Raw genomic sequence first — 18,773 nt, 5'->3', positions numbered from 1 at the left:
TGTTTGTCAGAAAAGGCTTGCTTCTATTTGGCCAGGCAAGGGATATTCGTCCATACAGTTACAGGAAATCAGAATAATATAAAATGCGACTATAAATTAAGGAGGAGAAATATTGAGTGTAAATCCCTTTCCCAGAACAGCATCAATGAATGTTTGTAAAGCCATCATTGATACATTCCCATCTGCCACTCCAGCTGAAGGGACAATAATTATGGTACCTGTCTTGCTGCAAAAATTCACTGTACAAATACCGATGCATGCAAAAATAGAATTTCCAAAAGGGGAAAATGTTCTCGAAATTAAACAGATTAAAAAAAAGGTCTTCATTACCCAGTGTCGTCTCGTTCAACCTAAAGGCAGCACTACATCAGGCAATCTATTTCTGAGTGGGTTTGTACGCAAAAACATTCAATATGCAGCCAATCCAAAAGTTGACTGCGAAAAAGAAATATTGTCTACGATAAAATCATTAACGGTGGAAGTCCCTTTCGATTGTGTTGTACAAATTGAAAGTTTTCGAAGACCGCCGGTAGGGCCCTTTTTAGACACACGGGATGAATTTGGATACTTCACCTCTCAGCCACTTGGAAAAGGTTTCCCTGAAAAAGATCGTTTACTATCTAACGACCTGTCTCAATTCCACCAGCATAGTACAGAATTTTTTAACGAGCTCCCCTTTTGTGAGATCGTCCGTTCTGATATAACTGAGTTTGATGAATCCATCGACCGCAGATGTCATATCGAACACATTCCATTTGAAAAAGAGTGCAGAGTTATTAAATGTATAATATGTCAGAAAAAACCGTGCAGATGGTGTAACAATCACAGAAATGAAGGTAGTAGACCTACATCATTATTCAATACTAATTCCTTTTCTGCTGATATATTTACAAAACCCGCTAAGTGCCCACAATGCAGTCAGGGAAAGCCAAAAAAATGTGAAACTTGCACAAAATGCTTGTGTAAAAAATGCAATTCAACACCGTTAACAAGAGAATGTACATTCACAGAGCTGTCAGAGAAAATGGTGTTAGACTTAACTCTTAAATTGCTCCAAAAACAACAAGTTTTACTTGATTAATAGATGTTCTGTAATTAACCTTAAAAAGCTGCCATTGCAGCTTTTTTATTTATTGATGATGCTTTTTTTGAACTCAATAAAAATAACAAATGTAATATGAGGGATTTTCCTATAAAAAGCATCCTTGTAAAGACAGTAAGATATATTTTCCTTTTATATTTATGGAGTTAGTAAACAGCCCTTTTTTGTACAAGTAGGTATAAATCCATACAAAAGTCCGTCCAGTTAAATATAGTATATTACGCCTGAAATATCAGGAAGGATACAAAAAGGAGGAAACTAAATGAGTTTATTTCATAACAACGGCTGCAGTAGCCCTGACAACACATGTGAAGGTTGTGCATGTGATGTACTAAGAAGGTTATCGCCAGGATCTTTAGTTAACATCATTCTAAAAGGTGGAGATGAGTTTTTAGAAGGAGAACTTACTTTCGCATGCTTCGACTCTAAAACTTGCTGTGTTACATTTATCTTTGACGGTTATCCATTGATCGTTGACTGCCAAAATATCACAGCTATTCAAGTTCTAACTTAATAGACGACAAATCAGGCTTGAAAAGCCTGATTTGTCTATATTTAAATTTGGACGAGCTTACATCTGCCAATACCTGCACAATCACCCGACTTGTCCCATATAATATAGTACCTCTTATTTATCAGAGGTAGGATAGGGGTGATCATTTTGGGTTTTAATAATAAAAGATTTAGCGATTGTTCTTGCCATCAAAAATCTTTCGACCGCTGCGACAGCTGTTTGTGTAAGCAATTCAAACATCTGGCTCCTGGAACGAAAATAAATCCTGGTTTTAAAGGAAGCAATTTTTTTGATGCAAGATTTGCATGTTTTGATAAAAAAAGTTGCTGCACGACCTTTATCGTTGACGGCTTTCCTGTAATAGCCGATTGCCGTAAGATTAATAGTATCCATTTCCGATAGTAAAAAAAGAAATCAGGACAATATGCCTGATTTCTTTTTTTACTGCTATTCTTTTATGATCAATTGTTCAAATTGATCTGTGATCGCAATCTCTTTGCATAGCTTTAGCAGAGTATCATTTCTGACTTTCCAAGTATGGTCACTCGGCTCTCCGCTTCTTAAGTACACATAGTTTTCTTTGGCTGTAGAATAGATTTTAAATCCTTTATGGATGCATGCCTCACAGAATGCAGCATCTTCTGCAATATTTGTGTTTGAAAACTGCACATGGTTAAACACGCTTTTTTTAATAATTAATGTACCGCCCATTAATAAATTATTATTATATTTGCCTTCGTTATCCGCAAGTTTCCCGCCAAATCGATTAGGGTTAAACTCCGTTAGTAATTTTTGCTTTTTAAAGTACATATATATAGTCGTTTTCCCTACAACAGAAGCATTCGTTTCCTCGAATGCCTTCATACTATGTTTTAAGTAATAAGGAGAATAGTAATCATCATCATCAAACTTGGCGACATATGGATACTTTGTTTTCTGTACCCCAAAATTAAGGCATTCTCCAAGAGAAGTAGATTCAGGTAATTGAAATACCGAAATGTTTGGGTATGCTTCAGCTTCTTTTTTCCATTTTTCAATATCCATCTTATCTTTATTTAAGATAATGATTAATTCTTTATCCTCCCAAATTTGCCTGTTAAAGTTTTGCAAGATATTTTCTAAGCAATCCTGTCGTATCGTGCAAGAAATAATTGAAATCATGACTATCTCCTCCATTGTGCCAGCATTCTGCTTAATACAACAAATTCACTTGATCTATTAGGCTGTTATATATAGTCTTTAAAATTCTTAGTGTTCGCAATTACTTTGCTTACATTAACAATAATATCCACCGGGACTTTCCAAGTATGCTGACCTTCGTCATCATTTCGTATATATACAAAATCATCCTTTGTAGAAGAATACACTTTAAATCCGCTGTTAACACAATCCATAGTAAAAACACGGTCAAGGTCTTTTATTTGGTCTGCAAATTTCACTTTTTCATGAACTCTTTTTTTAAAAACTAAAGTTCCCCCCTGCAAATATTGCTTTGCAAAACTCTTTTGATCATTAACAAATTGGTTTTCATTATTCGGATTAAAAACAGCTAGAATTTGTCTGTTTTTTAAATAAATATATACTGAAGTTTTTCCTATAACATCTACATCTAGCTTTCTAAGATTCTCAACTGATTTTTCTAAATAAGATGAACTGTAATAATCATCATCTTCAAAATTTGCAACAAGATCAAACCTTGCCTTTTCAACAGCAAAGTTAATACAAGCTCCTAAACTAGTACCCTGAGACAATTGATAAACTGATATATTTTTATATTCTAATGCTTTTTCTTTCCATTTTTTAATGTCCATTCCATCATGATTTAAAATAATAATTAATTCCTTAGATTCAAAGGTTTGATTATGGTAATTTTGAAAAATATTATCCATACAATGATCTCTGAAGGTGCAGGTAATTACTGAAACCATAAATGGCTCCTTTCTTACTCGTTATTCACATTTCACTTTTTTTGTGTATCCATTCGGATGGGCTGAAAACCATTTCCATGCAGTTTCAATCATCTGTTCAAGTTCGTATTTCGCTTCCCAGTTTAATTCATTCTTAATTTGCAAAGAACTTGCGATTAATGTTGGAGGATCTCCCTCTCTCCTTTTTACGTATTCTACTTTTGCTTTTTTGTTTGTAACGTTCTCACACACTTGTATAATTTCTTTAACTGAATATCCTTTCTCATTTCCAACATTATAAATTTTTTGCGTACTATTATTTTTAATCATATACTGGAGTGCTCTGACATGAGCATTTGCCAGGTCTGTTACGTGTATATAATCCCTGATGCAAGTCCCGTCCCTTGTTTCATAATCGTTTCCGAACACTTGGATCTTTTCCTTTTTCCCGGCAAGATGCTCTAGAATACTTGGAATTAAATGTGTTTCTGGATCGTGATCTTCACCAAGTTCGCCAAAAATATCAGCACCTGCCACATTAAAATAACGCAATATTACGTAGTTCAATTTATATGCACTATGAAAGTCTCTAATCATTTGTTCGCACATTAACTTTGACCATCCATACGGATTTATAGGGCTTGTTTCTAGATTTTCATCAATTAAGGTATTAGTTTTTCCATATACTGCGCATGAAGATGAAAAGACAATGTTTTTTACTTGATGCTTGTTCATTACTTTTAATAAATTTAGTGTTCCTTGAACATTGTTTTCATAATATATGGCTGGATTTTTTACTGATTCACCTACATAACAATGTGCTGCAAAATGGATGACAGCAGATAAAGGGAATTGTGAAAAAACAGAATCTAAATCCCGTTCATTCCGAATATCACCTTTAAAAAATTTTGCCTTTACTTGAACCGCTTCTTTATGACCTTCAATCAAATTATCTAAAACGACAACTTCATAACCTCTGTTGATTAACTCTTTAACTACATGACTCCCGATATATCCAGCTCCACCAGTGACTAATATCATACATAAATCACACCCCACATTTTATGATCAACCCTATCAACTAAATTCTCTATACACCTATCTTTAGGTTTATTGATGACCTTCAGGAATTATGAATTAAAACAAAAAACCTTCCACATTAAAAATAGGGAAGGAATCAAACAGACCAAACTTATAAAATTCTTTAATGATAAAAATGTTATGGTTTACTAGGTTTAATTTCGGTTTCGAATAGATGTAAAGCTCTAGCTGCAACTTGGTCCATATTAAAGTATTTGTATTCTGCCAACCTGCCTGCAAAAATCACTTGATTTTTTAATTGCTGTGTTTCTTGTAGGTATAATGCATATTTTTCATTATTCTCTTTTCTGGGTATTGGATAATAAGGATCATTCCTCCCCGCTTTATACGCTTTTGGATATTCGATTGAAATAGTAGTGCCTTTTGCATATTGCCCTGTTAGCTTTTTATATTCAGTTATACGGGTATAATCGAATTCATTAGGATAGTTGACCTGTCCTGCTTCCTGAAAATCGTCTTTTTCATGATATTGAAAGTCAAATGTTAAGCTTCTGTAAGGCAAAGCACCATACTTGTAATCAAAAAAGGAATCAATTGGTCCCGTGTATACCATCCGATTATAATCAATTTCCTTCGACACTTCTTTATAATCAGTATTTAATAATACCTTAATTCCTTTATGTTTTAGGATCCTTTTAAACATGTTTGTGTAGCCGTGTTTAGGTAGTGCTTGATACTTATCCTTAAAATATCGATCATCTCTGCTAAAAGAAAAAGGAACACGGCCTGTAACCGAGGCATCAAGCTCTTCCGGCTTTAGATCCCATTGCTTAACCGTGTAGCCTAGAAACACATTTCGATAAATGTAGTTACCTAATGAACTAATTTCATGATTTTCATGTTCTACCATTTTCAGTACTGGAATTTTATCACCAAAGCTATATTTTTTATACAATAGTTCTTCTATTCTATCTGAGAAACTTATAGGAAATAAGGCTTGAATAGAGTTTAAGTTGAATGGGACCGGTACTTTTTTTCCTTCAATTACAGCAAGCACCTTATGATAATAAGGAGTCCATTCTGTAAATTTTGAAAGGTATTCCCATACTTTTTTAGAATTCGTATGAAATAGATGCGGGCCATATTTATGAACTAATATTCCATTCTCATCAAAGTAATCGTACGCATTTCCTCCAATATGATCCCGGCTTTCCACAATTAACACACTCTCTCCAAGCTGTGAAGCTATACGCTCCGCTATGATACATCCTGTAAATCCTGCACCTACTATTAACCAATCAAACTTCACTTATCCTCACCCGCTTTTTCTCAACGTTAATTCGATGGCAAAAAAGGATGTGACAACAAGTCACACCCTTTTTTCCTTCGGCTGCAGTTGTGCGATTTGTCTCCATCCACAATAGGTCTTGAAAATAGGTTCATACTTATCTCCCCATTTTTTTAATGTATAATGCACGAGCCATTCAAACACTTCATTATAAAGAGCAATTTTTTTTGTAGCATTATTCGGATGCTGCCGATAATTGTAAAGCATTTCATTCATCCAATGTATTTCAAAATGTTCGATCAGCAAATAATCTATTCTTCTATCCTCCATGTGCCTGCCTTCCCAAGGGTCATCAGTTGGCCATCCACCTACGCATTTTAATGCAGATGTACGATAAAATCTAGGAAAGGGAACGTCATTTGATAACATAAATTCATATGGATTTTTATAGGAACGGCCCCCTATACGCGGTACCTCAAGCAGTATGTTTCCATCTCTATCCTCATATACATCGGTCTTATTTCCCCAAATTAAGGCAACCCTTTCAGAAACCAAATCAATTTCTTTTCTCATTTTTTCTATTGTATTCGGAAATAGCCAGTCATCTGCATCTAATTTTAAAATATACGGTGTATTAATAATGGATAATCCTCTGTTTTGTGTTTTGGACTGGCCTAAATTGGTATGATTTTTTAAGAGAGTCACACGAGAATCTTTTAAAAATTCCTCAATGGTTAATAGACTATTATCAGTTGAATGATCATCTACCAAGACAATTTGCCATTCTTTATAAGTCTGATAAAAAACACTCTCTATTGCTTTTCTAAGAAACGGACCTGAATTATAGGAAGGAATTAATACAGTAACATCAGGTTTATTCACATTTTTCTCCTTTCCATTTCAGATTTCATTCTCCCCTTCGTTACTTGGTCATCAGACCTCCGTTGAAGGCTATAGTCATATAATCTATTAGTTCTATATGTTTATCCGCTCATTTTTGTTTTGTAAGTCACAATGCCAACATGAGTTCATACTATATATATATACTTTTAAAAAGTGATTAATTCGTATTATGGTGGTGGAAGTTTTTTGAAAGGAATAATCTTAGCAGCAGGAAGAGGAAGCAGGTTACAGCCATTTTCATTTACGCAGCCAAAAACAATGCTCCCTATCGCAAATAAGCCCGTTTTGGAATATTGTATTGAAAACTTAAAAATGGCTAATATAAATGAAATTGGAATCGTTATTAATTCATTACAGCACGAAATTATAAATTATATCAATTCTAGATTTGATCAATCGGTTAAGATTACGTTTATCTTTCAGCATGAAGCAAAAGGAATTGCTCATGCAGTAAAGCAGGCAGAAGAATATATAAATAATGAGCCGTTTTTACTTTTATTAGGTGATAACTTAATTAAAGAACCCCTTATTTCCCTTAGAAATCATTTAGAAAATCCAGAAATCAGCAGCTCTATCATGTTAGCAAATGTTGATTCCCCAAAGGATTTTGGAATTGCGGAAATCAGAAATCAAGAAATAATCAAATTAGAAGAAAAACCCTCATTTCCAAAGTCAAACCTGGCAGTGATTGGAGCATATGCTTTTCGTCCCTCTATCTTTAAAGCAATTAGCCAAATAACCCCTTCCGCACGGGGAGAACTTGAAATTACTGATGCTATACAATGGTTAATTGATAATGGACAAACAATCTCATATACCATTACCACCAAGCCTTATACTGATGTTGGAACAACTGAAAGATGGCTTCTTGCCAACCATTGGGTTTTAAGCGAGATAACTGCTACGCTAGAAATGGAAAATATAAATGAAGTAAAAATACAAGATTCCATTATTATACCACCGGTTCTTATTGGGCCAGGCTGTACTGTAACCAATTCAACAGTCGGTCCATTTGTAACCATTGGTACAGGTTCTTCTATAGAAAATTGTAAAATACAAAACAGTATTCTTCTCGAAGAGGCAGTCATTAAAGATTGTTCTTGCACCTTTACAGATGCCATATTCGGAAGAGAAACATATATTAAAGGATTAAAAGGCAATTTAGCAAATTGTATTTTTGGAGACAAGACAAAAATCATATTAACCTAAATACGATTTAAAACTATAATTCAGACCTTGGAAGAATTGTAACTTATTACACTCAAGTTTTTTTCAATGGAAAACTTCGTTTACTAAATGCAAGAAAGAAATACGCTAATACCTTTAACAGGTGGTTGGCGTATTTCTATGTTTTGTCCTTCTTGTTCTCACTCTAAAGATGACAACTGATTTTTAGGATGTACTCTTCGAAAAGATGCTGGATTAACATCTTTATATTGAGAATACAATTCAGGATAATTTGATATATATTCCCTTTTTACAAATATGAACATATTTTGTGCATACCACCATCCAACTGTTTCACTTTCCCAAACTTTATCGCGTATACAGTCTACAACCAAGTAATCATGTTCTTTAAACTTATGAATCCAATAATCTGGCCATTGCTCGTTCACATGGTGATCGCCTCCCTGATCCGGAATGGCTGCAGAAAACAATACAACAGGGCTGTGGTTTACGAGTGATTGCACAAAAGTATTTGCAGACTTCTCCGAAATGTGTTCTGCTACCTCAAGGGTTACAACAAGATCAAACTGCCTTCCGAGATCAAGAGGGTTCTCGAGATTGTATGGAAAGAACTTTCTTCTCGAAATTTCCAGCTGTCTTCTGTCCACATATTCTCCGTCAACACCAAAAATATCTCTTACTCTATGTTTTTTCCTAAATACCTTTAACCATGTTCCTGTACCGCATCCTACATCTAAAACCGATCTTGGCTGTATTATTTCCATTATGATCGGAATAACGTCTATTGCAGAAGATAATGAATCTGCATGCTTGCTTTCAAAGAACTCTTTTGAATAAATGTACATCTATTTGTCTCCACCTTAAAAAACTTTACTTTCTTATTAAACTATTCCTAGAGCTAAGAAGGTGTTTGGGTTATTGCTAGATTAATTGTTCATTCGCACTACCTTTACCTATTTATGTAACAATTTTCAGATTGAGTCATAACTTAAAATATATGTTCTTAAAAGAAATAAGGTGTGAAATATGATATTTTGTACATCCGTCTGTTTAAATCATTTAGCAAAAGCGAAAATTTTGGCAAGGTCACTAAAAAAACATATGCCTCAAAGTAAATTGGTTATTTGTTTGCTGGAAAGAAGTGTCCCTGTTCATCTGCTGGAAGATGAGGATTTTGACGAAGTTGTTCTGGCAAAAGATATGGGTTTTGCGAATTTTGAATCGATGATTTTTAAATACACGCAATATGAAGCGGCATGCGCTTGTAAAGGACAACTCATGAAGTATGTCTATAACAAATACAATAAAGAACAGTTTTTCAGTTACATCGATTCTGATACACAGGTATTCTCCAGATTTGATGAGGTATTTTCGGCATTAAAGACACATTCCATCGTTTTCACGCCACATTATAATGAACCTCCGAGGGATACACACACAATTTGGGGTGAAAATGCTGAGATTTTGATACTAAGAGTCGGAATTATTAACGGTGGATTTATTGGGATGAAGCGTTCAGTGCAATCAGAGAAATTTTTGGACTGGTGGACGGCAAGGCTTGAACGCTATGCTTATAATGATGCGGAACTTGGATTATTCACTGATCAGAGGTGGCTTACTGCAGCGATGATTTTGTTCGATAGCATTTATGTTTTAAAGCACGATGGATTTAATGTAGCTTTTTGGAACACTAACCAGCGATCGATTACGATGAAAAAGGAAGTGTACCTGTCTAACGGGGTGCCTTTCCGTTTCTTCCACTTTTCAAATATACATTATCTCCGAGAAAGACTCCCTGAGGATAGCCATGCGTTATCTAAGGTTGTTCATCAATACCTTGCTCAATTAGAAGAGTTCGAGACCATTTATCCTACCCATTTTGAATGGAGTTATAGTTGCTTTGAAGACGGCCGATTGATAGAAGATTATGTTCGAGAGTTTTACAAGTACAATCCCAACTTAGAAAACCTTACTCCAAATCCCTACTCCCTTTCCGCAAGAGCCATTAGACAGTTAAATAAGAAAAAGAAGAAAAAGGTGCGATACCATTGATATTTTGTACATCTGTCTGCACGAATCACCTTGCGTTGGCAAAGGTTCTGGCGCAGTCTATCAAAAAGCACATGCCGAAATCTAAAATCATAGTGTGTCTAATCGAAAAAGATTTTCCTGACTGGCAAGGTGATTATAGCATATTTGATGAAATCGTCTTAGCAAAGGACATGGGGTTTGCCAACTATGAGCAGATCATCTTTAAGTACAGCCAATATGAAACGGCAGGTGCATCCAAAGGGCAGCTGTTTCAATATGTTTTTAAAAATTATCCTATAGAGAACCATGTTGTGTACCTGGATGCCGATACGCAGGTTTTTGGTCCTTTCACAGAAGTGGAGGAAGCTCTTCGGTCGCACTCAATCGTTTTAACACCCCATCTTTTAGATCCCACTCACGATCACTCCTATTTATTTGGGGAGTTTGCGCTGCTGAATTCCGGTATATACAATACAGGTTTTATTGCTCTGAAACGCTCTAGAGAGTCTCAGGATTTGTTGGATTGGCTGTGCACCCGTCTTGAACATCATTGTTTCCACGACCCTGTCAGAGGATTATTCAATGAACAAAAATGGTTCGATCTTGTCCCTGTATTTTTTGATCATGTATTGACGTTGAAGCATCCGGGCTACAATGTTGCTTATTGGAATGTGTTTGAAAGAAACTTCACGAGATCAAGCAGCTGTTATATGGTAAACGGTACCTCTTTCCGGTTATTCCACTTTTCCGGATTGGATTATATAAAGGATACATTGTATTTACTTAACAACGAAACGACAGTTCATGGTATGCGCATTATTGATGAATATAAGAGGTTAATTAACGAGAATGGCCATCAGGAATTAGTAAACAAAAATTGGAGTTATCACTGCTTCGATAATGGACAATGGATAACAGATAAGATACGCACCATATATAGAAATAACCCATTAGCACAATCAGAACTTGTCAATCCATTCAGCGAAAACCGTCGTATCTTTAAAAACTATCAAAAATAGAAAAAAGGTTTTCTCATTTCATTTCGATTTGAGGAAGCCTTTTTTGTATTGGTTATTTCGGTGTAAGGGCAGTTAATTCCACCCAGCCCGTTTTATTCAATTTAAATTGGGGCTCAAACTTATCTCCCCATTTTCTTAACGCGTAATGGATGTTCCACTTAATCATTTCGTTTAACAGATCTTTTTTATTTACGGTGACATTATTGATATGTTTCCGGTAGTTATAGAGCATTTGGTCAATCCAATGAATTTTATAATGCTCGATTAAAAGGACGTCCATTCGGCGGTCTTCGAGATAACGCCCTTCATATGGGTCATCCGTCGGCCAGCCTCCAACCTTTTTAAGAGCGGCTGTCCTGTAAAATCGGGGATAGGGAATAAAGTTTGCGAGCAAAAATTCATAAGGGTCATCATAGGAACTTCCCTTTATATCGAGTAATTTATACAAAACCTCTCCAAGATCATCTTCCATTACGATCGTTTTCTTTCCGCAGATCAGTCCGATATCTTCTGAAACTTTGTTAGCTTCGTTTATGAGAATTTCAAGTGTATCCGGAAAAAACCAGTCGTCACTGTCTAGCATTATCGTAAACTCAGTTTTAATGTGAGCTAAGCCTGCGTTTTGAGTTTTGGACTGACCTAGATTTTGTTTATTTCTTATAAGGGTTAGCCGGGAGTCGGAAAGATAGTCTTGTATCGTTGATAAACTGTCGTCAGTCGAAGCGTCGTCTACGATTACCATCTTCCAGTCCTGATATGACTGGTTAAACACACTCTCTACAGCGTTTCGTAAATACTTGCCAGGGTTATATGAAGGCATTAACACCGTTACCTTTTCTTCCACTTTTTCTCTATCCCTCCCTTTCAATCCGATTTAACTTTTTAACAATTCTCCAGCCGCCTCTTATCGTCTTAAAAACGGGTTCGTATTCGTTTCCCCAACGCTTAAGAGCATCTCGAACAATCCACTCTACAGTCTCTTTGTATACATCTTTTTGATGTGTAGAATTGCTTCCATGTATTCTATAGTAAAGAATCGTCTCAGGTATATAATAAAAACGGAATTCTTCTATCAGTCTGAGAAACATACGAAGATCCTCTGCATGCCTGCCTTCATATGGGTCGTCGACTGCCCATCCGCCCATCTTTTTTACAGAAGATGTCCGGTAAAATTTCGGCCAGGGAATATAGTTTGCCAGCAAGAGTTCATATTTGTCCTGATGAATATTACTCCATTTATTTGAGACAAATCTGTATCGTTTTCTGCTTCTCATTTCTGTTACCTCAATAACGTTGCCGATAATCAATGCAACATCTTCCGGTACACTTTCTGCTGTATCCATTAATAATTCAACCGTATTTTCCGGAAGCCAGTCATCGCTGTCTAATTGCAGAAAAAATTCTGTCGTTATGTTTTGAAGTCCAATATTTTGAGCTATAGATTGGCCTCCATTTTTTTCATTCTTAATCAGTGTAATCCTCGGGTCTTCCAATAGGTCTGCAGCGTGAGACAAGCTGTCATCCATTGATGAATCATCAACTACAATAATTTTCCAATATGGATAGGTTTGTTTAAATACACTCTCAATTGCTTCTCTTAAATATTTTCCTGAATTATAAGAAGGTATTAAAATCGTCACTTCTTTCCTCAACTATTAAACACCTCCTGCATTTTTCAAAATAATCCTTACTAATTTATATGCTGAAAATCAAATTTAGATTGTACAAATGCTTATATCTGCACAAAAAAAGAGCAAGTCAAAATTTGCTCTTTTTCAGTATTACTTATTTACTTTTCCGGTTAAAATGATCTGGTAATGGTCATCTTTTATCCCTAAAATGGCTTCTGGAATCTCATGGACGGCCAAACCATCGAGAAATGCTTTCGCCACCCCAACATTCCCAAACACTTCTATTTCGATTTTTTCTTCATCAACCAGTTCGTTCAGCATCATCTTTAATGAAGTATCCGTAAATCTCCAATAGTCTCCATGAAAATCAGTTCGGCAGCTCTGGCTTAAACCGGTTGTGGTTAACAACAGTGTCCCGCCTGGCTTTAAAGCTTTTAATGTGTTTTTCAGCGCAGCTTTAATATCATAGATCACATGAATGACCTGTGTCAGAATAATGCAATCAAAAATATCTTCCGGGATATTCTCACCTGTTGCGAGGTTACCTACAATGGTTGCATCTGGAGAGGGAATCAAGTTCAACACATCACTGTTTGTGACAGCTGATCCATACGTCCTCGTATAGTAATTATCTCCTACTTCTAATACATGGCCTTTTATCTCTGAGCGGTTATTTTCTAAAAATTTTTCAATGTAATACCTGTCTATTGGTTTTCCCCGGTCAAAACCAAAATTTCTACTTTTGGGCCTTATCGAATGGTTATTCAATATAAGCTCCTCCTTTTGACATCCAGACTGTTAAAAAAGCTGCGCTCGCAAAATATAATATTTCTCCGCATACTGACAGCCGTTTTCCATCCCGCGTTTTTCAGCCCATCTCTTCACATTCTCTGGTGAGATCAGATGCTTTGGATCCCGAATTTGAGAAACATGCATCTTCATCGCTTCAACCTTCACATCTACTTTTTCACCAAGATCCAAGAAAAGTTCACCGACATTGTTAATCTGTGGATACTGCCAGACAATTAATGGATACTCAAACATGGCAATCAGCTTGTAATGATGACCCGGCTGCGGCCGTAAGCTAGCCATGCAGGCGTTAAAAAGCGCTTTATGATCTTGATGAAAACTTGGATATGGAATAAAAACCATCGAAGGCTTAAAACTCATTAATATCTCATCGATTTTAGATACTATTTCTTTTTGAGGAATGGTATCCATGATCGCTTCTTTATCTTCATACATGACTTCAAAATCACTGCAGCCCAAATATGCTAAGGCATTTGCCAATTCTTTTTTTCTAATATCGGATGTCACTTTTATGCCTGAATGCCGGAATATCGTCTCTCCCAACGCCGCAATGACCACTTTCACATTATTTCCTAAACTGCAGGCCCTCTCAATTAAACCTCCACAACCCAACACTTCATCATCGGAGTGCGGCGCGATGATTAATATTCGTTCATTTCCAGTGTTAAGCATCGTACACCCCCGGAACCTAATTACGTTACGTTAGTTTTAATCTATTCAGTAATTAAGGGAATGTATAGGCGCAAAACTAAGGTGTTAAACCATTATCCTGAACAGCTGTTCATTATAGGTCAATCCCTGCTGCTCTAACTGTTCATAAATTCCTGATAATTTATAGCTGTCTAGAAAAATAACAGCGTCTATCTTACCTGAAGAATATAGATTATCAATTTTAGAACACAAGGTTCTTTTATTTTTATAATAATAATCATAGATTGAGAGACCGCTTTCCTTGCATGCAATGTTTATAAAACCCTTACACGTCTTCCTGTCGCCGATCAGTGCAAAATTAGGCTTTCGATTTAATGTAAGAGCTAATTTTTTTTCGATACCTTTACTTGAAATCAACCACACTTCATCCACTGTGTCCTGCCGGTTTACTCGGCTAAGTGAATCGAAATAAATACGATATTGATACAGCACTTTAGGCAGTTTATGAATCGGTGAAATTTCCATCATACGCATCCAAAGGTCATAATCATATGCAATTTTATACTCAGGATTATAACCGCCCAATTTTTCAAAGACTGCTTTAGAAAACATAGAGGAACCGTGACATATATAATTGGCAAAAAAACGATTCTCAAATAAATAGTCACTGGCGGCACAATGTCCTTCAGCTTCCCATGCTAAAATGTCTTGTGAGATTTCCTCTTTTCCATGGATACATTTTATAAATGTCCCAACCGATCCTATTTCAGGTTGGTCTAATACATACTTTACCTGTTCTTCAATACGATTTGGCATACTTAGATCATCAGCATCATGAATTGCGATCCAGCTGCCGTTAGTATATTTTACTCCCAAATTTAAACAATAGGCGGCACCCTGGTTTTTTTCCTGATGTATAATTTTCACCCTTGTATCTTTAATGGACTCAAGAATTCCGTATGATCGGTCTGTAGAACCATCATTCACAATAATGAGCTCCAGATTTTTATACGTCTGGTTTAAGATACTTTTTATAGCTTCTTCTACATAGCATTCAGCATTGTAAACAGCCATTACAACAGAAACTAACATTCATACTCCCCTTTTTGATTATTATATTTTCAAAGACTGATAGCGCCACAAATTAAAAAATCGCTATTTACATATCGTAAACAGCGACTTGTTTAGTAAAAACCATTCATTTTATTCCTCTGCCACTTCCAGGCATCTCGGCACATTTCATCAAAATCTTTTTCCGCTTCCCATCCAAGCTCTCTCTTCGCTTTTGCCGGATCTGCATAGCTGACAGCAATGTCTCCTGGCCGGCGATTCACCATCTTATACGGGATCTTTTTTCCTGATGCTTTTTCAAAGGCTGCAATCACTTCCTGTACACTGTACCCTTTTCCTGTCCCAAGGTTATAGGCTTCTATCCCACTGCTGCCGATTACTTTATCGAGCGCCTTCAAGTGCCCTTTTGCCAGGTCTGTAATATGGATATAATCCCTGATGCCAGTACCGTCTTTTGTAGGATAATCATTGCCAAAGATGCTAACTTCCTTTAATTTCCCAATAGCAACCTGTGTGATATAAGGTATTAAGTTGGTCGGTATTCCATTCGGATCCTCACCAATCAGACCGCTTTCATGAGCTCCAGCCGGATTGAAATAACGCAGCAGGGCAATGCTCCACGCATTGTCTGAGACATAAAGATCCCGCAAAATCTCTTCAACCATCAGCTTTGTCCGGCCATACGGATTGGTTACGCCAAGTGGAGTGTCTTCTGAAATTGGCATTTGCTCTGCCGTACCATAGACTGTTGCAGATGAACTGGCAACCAATTTTTTTACACCGAAATTCTTCATCACTTCACAAAGCACGATCGCACCAATCACATTATTTCGATAATAAACGAGCGGCTTTTCCACCGACTCCCCTACTGCCTTTAATCCGGCAAAATGGACGACAGCATCAATCTTCTGCTCAGTAAAAATTTTTTCTAATTTCTTTTTTTCTAAAAGATCGACTTGCTCAAAAATAAAATCCTTGCCTGTGATTTCCTTTACCCGGTTTACGGAATCTATCTTACTATTAGACAGTTTATCTAACACTACAATGTCATAATCGTTATTTAAAAGCTCTACACAGGTATGGCTGCCAATATAACCGGCTCCTCCCGTAACCAAAATAGCCATTCTGATGCCTCCTGGTGTATATGTCCTTTCTTAATATAAAAAAATTATTTATAGTATCCAGCCCAAATTTTGAACAAGTTGTAATTCAACTCGAATCCTTTTTCCTCCAGTTTATTGAACAAATGTATTAATCTAATATTTTCTAAAAAAATTACTCCATCTGCATTTCGATCTTTATGGATTTGCATAATGTCTTTTTCATTAACATCTTCATAAAAATAGCTTGTTACTTCTATTTTATTTATTAAACTGATCTTTTTAAAATCTTCGCATGCCTCGGTTAAGCCAAAAACGATAAATCTTGGCTCTCTCCCGAACTTTTCTTGTAAGCTTTTTTTTATATATTTAGAAGCGACTAGCCAATCTTCATTAATCGTCTGATTATTGTTCCGGCTTATTGAATCAGCATGGATACGATATTGATAAAGCACATTTGGTATCTTAAAAATGAAAGTTCTTTCAAGCATCCTTAACCATAAATCATAGTCATAACAAATTTTATATTGAGGGTCATAGCCGCCTATTTGATGAAAGAGAGATTTAGAAAATATTACAGAGCCATGACAAAAAGGATTTAAATAATATCGGTAAGCGTAAATATGCTCTTTAGAAGAAAGGTAGTTTCTAGTTGATTCTATGTGAAGGCTTCTTTTAGGCACATCAGTATCACCTGAAATACATTCAATGAAAGAACCTACAGCATTGACATCCTGGTGTTCTTTGATAAACCGTACCTGCTCCTCTAGCTTATTCGGCAGACTGATGTCATCTGCATCCTGAATTGCAATCCACTCTCCCCGTGCTGCACCTATCCCAACATTTAATGCATGTGCAGCCCCACAGTTGTCTTCCAGATGAATAATATTTATTCTTCGGTCATCCAATGAACTCAAAATATTCTTTGTTCCATCTATCGATCCATCATTAACAATAATTAATTCAAAATGTTTATAAGTTTGAAGAAGCACACTGTTAATAGATTCCTTCAAATAACATTCACCATTAAATACAGGCATTACTACAGATACCAGCATACATTTCTCCTCTTCTTTTAAGGATCTGACATATTATTTCATATGCTGAAAACCTTGAAATGGTAACATCCTCTTAGGCAACTGCCGTTTCCTGTTTGCAAGCACTCCCATATATTGTTATGTACATCGTTAATTAAGGAGGTGCTTTATTGAAAATATTAATAATTGGAACAGGCTATGTCGGCACAACTACAGCTTTAACCTTGTGTGAACTTGGACACCAAGTTATAGGATACGATGTAGACCCAGTAAAGATCGCTTCCTTGCAAAATAAAAACTTACACTTTTATGAACCAGGATTGAAAGAGTTATTAGTTAAACATTTACATTCAGGAAATATTCAATTTACTGAAAACATAAAACACGCTGTTCAACAAAGTGAAATTATTTTCATTTGTGTAGGAACACCACAAAAAGATGATGGAAGTGCAAACCTAGAATATGTACAACAAGCAGCTTCCATGATTGGAAACTATTTAAATAACTATAAAATTATAGTTAATAAAAGTACTGTCCCTGTAGGAACAGCTGAAAAAGTAACAAAATGGATACATGACTCTTTAGTATCCCCTATTAATTATGACGTAATTTCAAATCCCGAATTCCTAAAAGAAGGAACAGCTTTAGTAGATTCTCTAAACCCTGAAAGAATTGTTATCGGAAGCCATAGCGAGAAAGCAACAGATATAATGAAAAATCTGTACTCTAAATTTAAAACTACTTTTGTTCACACTACACCTCAAACTGCGGAACTGATTAAATATGCCGCTAACTCATTTTTAGCTACAAAAATATCTTTTATAAATGAAATGGCAAGATTATGTGAAAATGTGAATGTTGATATAAAGGATGTTGCATACGGAATTGGCTTAGATTCAAGAATTGGTATGTCTTTCCTCCAAGCAGGAATAGGGTACGGGGGCTCGTGCTTTCCAAAGGATGTATTGGCATTACTATCAACTGCACAACAAAACAATACTAACCTATCACTCTTAGAAAAAGCATATGCCATTAACAACACTCAACCGCTTTATTTGATTGAAAAAATTAAGAATAAATTAATAGACATAAATGGGAAAAACATAGCAGTACTTGGTTTGTCGTTCAAGCCCCAGACAGATGATATCCGGGAATCTCCAGCCATAAAAATTATTGAGGAATTATCCAGACAATCAGCAAACATTGTTGTTCATGATCCAGTAGCTAAACTCCCTAAAACCCTCTCACAGAAAATAACCCAGATTACTTCCATACACTCAGTAATAGAAAATACAGATGCACTCATAATTTGTACCGATTGGGCGGAGTATGAAACTATTGATTGGTTACTGGTTAAGCAAAAAATGAGGAAACCTTACATCTTTGATGGTAGAAACATGTTAAATGCCAGCAAAATGACAGAGTTAGGTTTTTATTATGAAGGGATAGGCTACCGACAATTTTAACATTCACGGAGGGA

General features: G+C 35.9%; 19 protein-coding genes. 6 read left to right on the top strand and 13 right to left on the bottom strand.

Annotated elements, in window-relative coordinates:
* Positions 1-112 precede the first annotated feature (112 nt).
* Positions 113-1,081, top strand: coding sequence for a CsxC family protein (locus ACFQ4X_RS05410; protein ID WP_379833547.1), 969 nt, complete (start codon positions 113-115; stop codon positions 1,079-1,081).
* A gap of 283 nt (positions 1,082-1,364) precedes the next feature.
* Complete coding sequence (locus ACFQ4X_RS05405) at positions 1,365-1,616, top strand: hydrolase (RefSeq protein ID WP_379833545.1); 252 nt, start codon at positions 1,365-1,367, stop codon at positions 1,614-1,616.
* A 447-nt stretch (positions 1,617-2,063) separates the two neighbouring features.
* On the opposite strand, the gene ACFQ4X_RS05400 is transcribed toward ACFQ4X_RS05405, so the two are convergent.
* The 5 genes from ACFQ4X_RS05400 to ACFQ4X_RS05380 all read right to left on the bottom strand — a co-directional run bounded on the left by ACFQ4X_RS05400 (position 2,064) and on the right by ACFQ4X_RS05380 (position 6,734).
* The gene (locus tag ACFQ4X_RS05400; RefSeq protein ID WP_379833544.1) at positions 2,064-2,777 is read right to left on the bottom strand and encodes a glycosyltransferase; all 714 of its coding nucleotides are present in this window, start codon (positions 2,775-2,777) and stop codon (positions 2,064-2,066) included.
* 65 nt (positions 2,778-2,842) lie between these two features.
* Complete coding sequence (locus ACFQ4X_RS05395; protein WP_379833542.1) at positions 2,843-3,544, bottom strand: glycosyltransferase; 702 nt, start codon at positions 3,542-3,544, stop codon at positions 2,843-2,845.
* Between the two features lie 21 nt (positions 3,545-3,565).
* The gene (gene galE, locus ACFQ4X_RS05390; protein WP_379833540.1) at positions 3,566-4,564 is read right to left on the bottom strand and encodes a UDP-glucose 4-epimerase GalE; all 999 of its coding nucleotides are present in this window, start codon (positions 4,562-4,564) and stop codon (positions 3,566-3,568) included.
* Positions 4,565-4,742: 178 nt separating this feature from the next.
* Positions 4,743-5,873, bottom strand: a complete 1,131-nt coding sequence (gene glf / locus ACFQ4X_RS05385) for a UDP-galactopyranose mutase (protein WP_379833539.1) — start codon at positions 5,871-5,873, stop codon at positions 4,743-4,745.
* Positions 5,874-5,933: 60 nt separating this feature from the next.
* Complete coding sequence (locus ACFQ4X_RS05380) at positions 5,934-6,734, bottom strand: glycosyltransferase family 2 protein (protein WP_379833537.1); 801 nt, start codon at positions 6,732-6,734, stop codon at positions 5,934-5,936.
* 207 nt (positions 6,735-6,941) lie between these two features.
* Between ACFQ4X_RS05380 and ACFQ4X_RS05375 the strand changes: the two genes are divergently transcribed.
* Positions 6,942-7,964, top strand: coding sequence for a glucose-1-phosphate thymidylyltransferase (locus ACFQ4X_RS05375; protein ID WP_379833536.1), 1,023 nt, complete (start codon positions 6,942-6,944; stop codon positions 7,962-7,964).
* Positions 7,965-8,122: 158 nt separating this feature from the next.
* Here ACFQ4X_RS05375 and ACFQ4X_RS05370 read toward each other — a convergent pair whose 3' ends face one another.
* A complete protein-coding gene (locus tag ACFQ4X_RS05370) occupies positions 8,123-8,788 on the bottom strand; it encodes a methyltransferase domain-containing protein (protein ID WP_379833534.1) in 666 nt (221 codons plus the stop codon).
* Positions 8,789-8,969: 181 nt separating this feature from the next.
* Here ACFQ4X_RS05370 and ACFQ4X_RS05365 point away from each other — a divergent pair, with 181 nt between their 5' ends.
* Together ACFQ4X_RS05365 and ACFQ4X_RS05360 are read left to right on the top strand one after the other, a co-directional pair.
* Positions 8,970-9,995 (top strand): hypothetical protein, encoded by a 1,026-nt coding sequence (locus ACFQ4X_RS05365; RefSeq protein ID WP_379833533.1) that lies wholly within the window; start codon positions 8,970-8,972, stop codon positions 9,993-9,995.
* Positions 9,992-10,993, top strand: a complete 1,002-nt coding sequence (locus ACFQ4X_RS05360; protein WP_379833531.1) for a hypothetical protein — start codon at positions 9,992-9,994, stop codon at positions 10,991-10,993. The genes ACFQ4X_RS05365 and ACFQ4X_RS05360 overlap by 4 nt, the downstream gene beginning before the upstream one ends.
* A gap of 52 nt (positions 10,994-11,045) precedes the next feature.
* Here the strand turns inward: ACFQ4X_RS05360 and ACFQ4X_RS05355 are convergent, their stop codons facing one another.
* From ACFQ4X_RS05355 to ACFQ4X_RS05325, 7 genes are all read right to left on the bottom strand, one after another.
* On the bottom strand, positions 11,046-11,837 hold the full coding sequence (locus tag ACFQ4X_RS05355; RefSeq protein WP_379833530.1) for a glycosyltransferase family 2 protein: 792 nt from the start codon (positions 11,835-11,837) through the stop codon (positions 11,046-11,048).
* 7 nt (positions 11,838-11,844) lie between these two features.
* The gene (locus tag ACFQ4X_RS05350) at positions 11,845-12,645 is read right to left on the bottom strand and encodes a glycosyltransferase family 2 protein (protein ID WP_379833528.1); all 801 of its coding nucleotides are present in this window, start codon (positions 12,643-12,645) and stop codon (positions 11,845-11,847) included.
* A 129-nt stretch (positions 12,646-12,774) separates the two neighbouring features.
* The gene (locus ACFQ4X_RS05345) at positions 12,775-13,392 is read right to left on the bottom strand and encodes a methyltransferase domain-containing protein (RefSeq protein ID WP_379833527.1); all 618 of its coding nucleotides are present in this window, start codon (positions 13,390-13,392) and stop codon (positions 12,775-12,777) included.
* A 30-nt stretch (positions 13,393-13,422) separates the two neighbouring features.
* Positions 13,423-14,106, bottom strand: coding sequence for a PIG-L deacetylase family protein (locus ACFQ4X_RS05340; RefSeq protein ID WP_379833525.1), 684 nt, complete (start codon positions 14,104-14,106; stop codon positions 13,423-13,425).
* Between the two features lie 84 nt (positions 14,107-14,190).
* Positions 14,191-15,177, bottom strand: coding sequence for a glycosyltransferase family 2 protein (locus tag ACFQ4X_RS05335; protein ID WP_379833524.1), 987 nt, complete (start codon positions 15,175-15,177; stop codon positions 14,191-14,193).
* Positions 15,178-15,269: 92 nt separating this feature from the next.
* The gene (galE, locus tag ACFQ4X_RS05330; protein WP_379833522.1) at positions 15,270-16,280 is read right to left on the bottom strand and encodes a UDP-glucose 4-epimerase GalE; all 1,011 of its coding nucleotides are present in this window, start codon (positions 16,278-16,280) and stop codon (positions 15,270-15,272) included.
* Between the two features lie 44 nt (positions 16,281-16,324).
* On the bottom strand, positions 16,325-17,314 hold the full coding sequence (locus ACFQ4X_RS05325; protein WP_379833521.1) for a glycosyltransferase: 990 nt from the start codon (positions 17,312-17,314) through the stop codon (positions 16,325-16,327).
* 149 nt (positions 17,315-17,463) lie between these two features.
* On the opposite strand from ACFQ4X_RS05325, the gene ACFQ4X_RS05320 reads away from it, so the two are divergent.
* Complete coding sequence (locus ACFQ4X_RS05320) at positions 17,464-18,759, top strand: UDP-glucose dehydrogenase family protein (RefSeq protein WP_379833519.1); 1,296 nt, start codon at positions 17,464-17,466, stop codon at positions 18,757-18,759.
* Positions 18,760-18,773: the final 14 nt, after the last annotated feature.

Source organism: Fictibacillus halophilus (assembly GCF_042680145.1).
Taxonomy (GTDB): Bacteria; Bacillota; Bacilli; order Bacillales; family Fictibacillaceae; genus Fictibacillus; species Fictibacillus halophilus_A.
The sequence above is the reverse complement of the archived record's forward strand: the minus strand, read 5'-3'. Positions and strand labels throughout refer to the sequence as shown.

Bases quoted from the DNA above. Each gene is read 5' to 3' on its own strand.
- ACFQ4X_RS05365 (WP_379833533.1), top strand. From the start codon at position 8,970: ATGATATTTTGTACATCCGTCTGTTTAAATCATTTAGCAAAAGCGAAA.
- galE (WP_379833540.1), bottom strand. From the start codon at position 4,564: ATGATATTAGTCACTGGTGGAGCTGGATATATCGGGAGTCATGTAGTT.
- ACFQ4X_RS05370 (WP_379833534.1), bottom strand. From the start codon at position 8,788: ATGTACATTTATTCAAAAGAGTTCTTTGAAAGCAAGCATGCAGATTCA.
- ACFQ4X_RS05400 (WP_379833544.1), bottom strand. From the start codon at position 2,777: ATGATTTCAATTATTTCTTGCACGATACGACAGGATTGCTTAGAAAAT.
- ACFQ4X_RS05335 (WP_379833524.1), bottom strand. From the start codon at position 15,177: ATGTTAGTTTCTGTTGTAATGGCTGTTTACAATGCTGAATGCTATGTA.
- ACFQ4X_RS05325 (WP_379833521.1), bottom strand. From the start codon at position 17,314: ATGCTGGTATCTGTAGTAATGCCTGTATTTAATGGTGAATGTTATTTG.
- ACFQ4X_RS05405 (WP_379833545.1), top strand. From the start codon at position 1,365: ATGAGTTTATTTCATAACAACGGCTGCAGTAGCCCTGACAACACATGT.
- ACFQ4X_RS05395 (WP_379833542.1), bottom strand. From the start codon at position 3,544: ATGGTTTCAGTAATTACCTGCACCTTCAGAGATCATTGTATGGATAAT.
- galE (WP_379833522.1), bottom strand. From the start codon at position 16,280: ATGGCTATTTTGGTTACGGGAGGAGCCGGTTATATTGGCAGCCATACC.
- ACFQ4X_RS05340 (WP_379833525.1), bottom strand. From the start codon at position 14,106: ATGCTTAACACTGGAAATGAACGAATATTAATCATCGCGCCGCACTCC.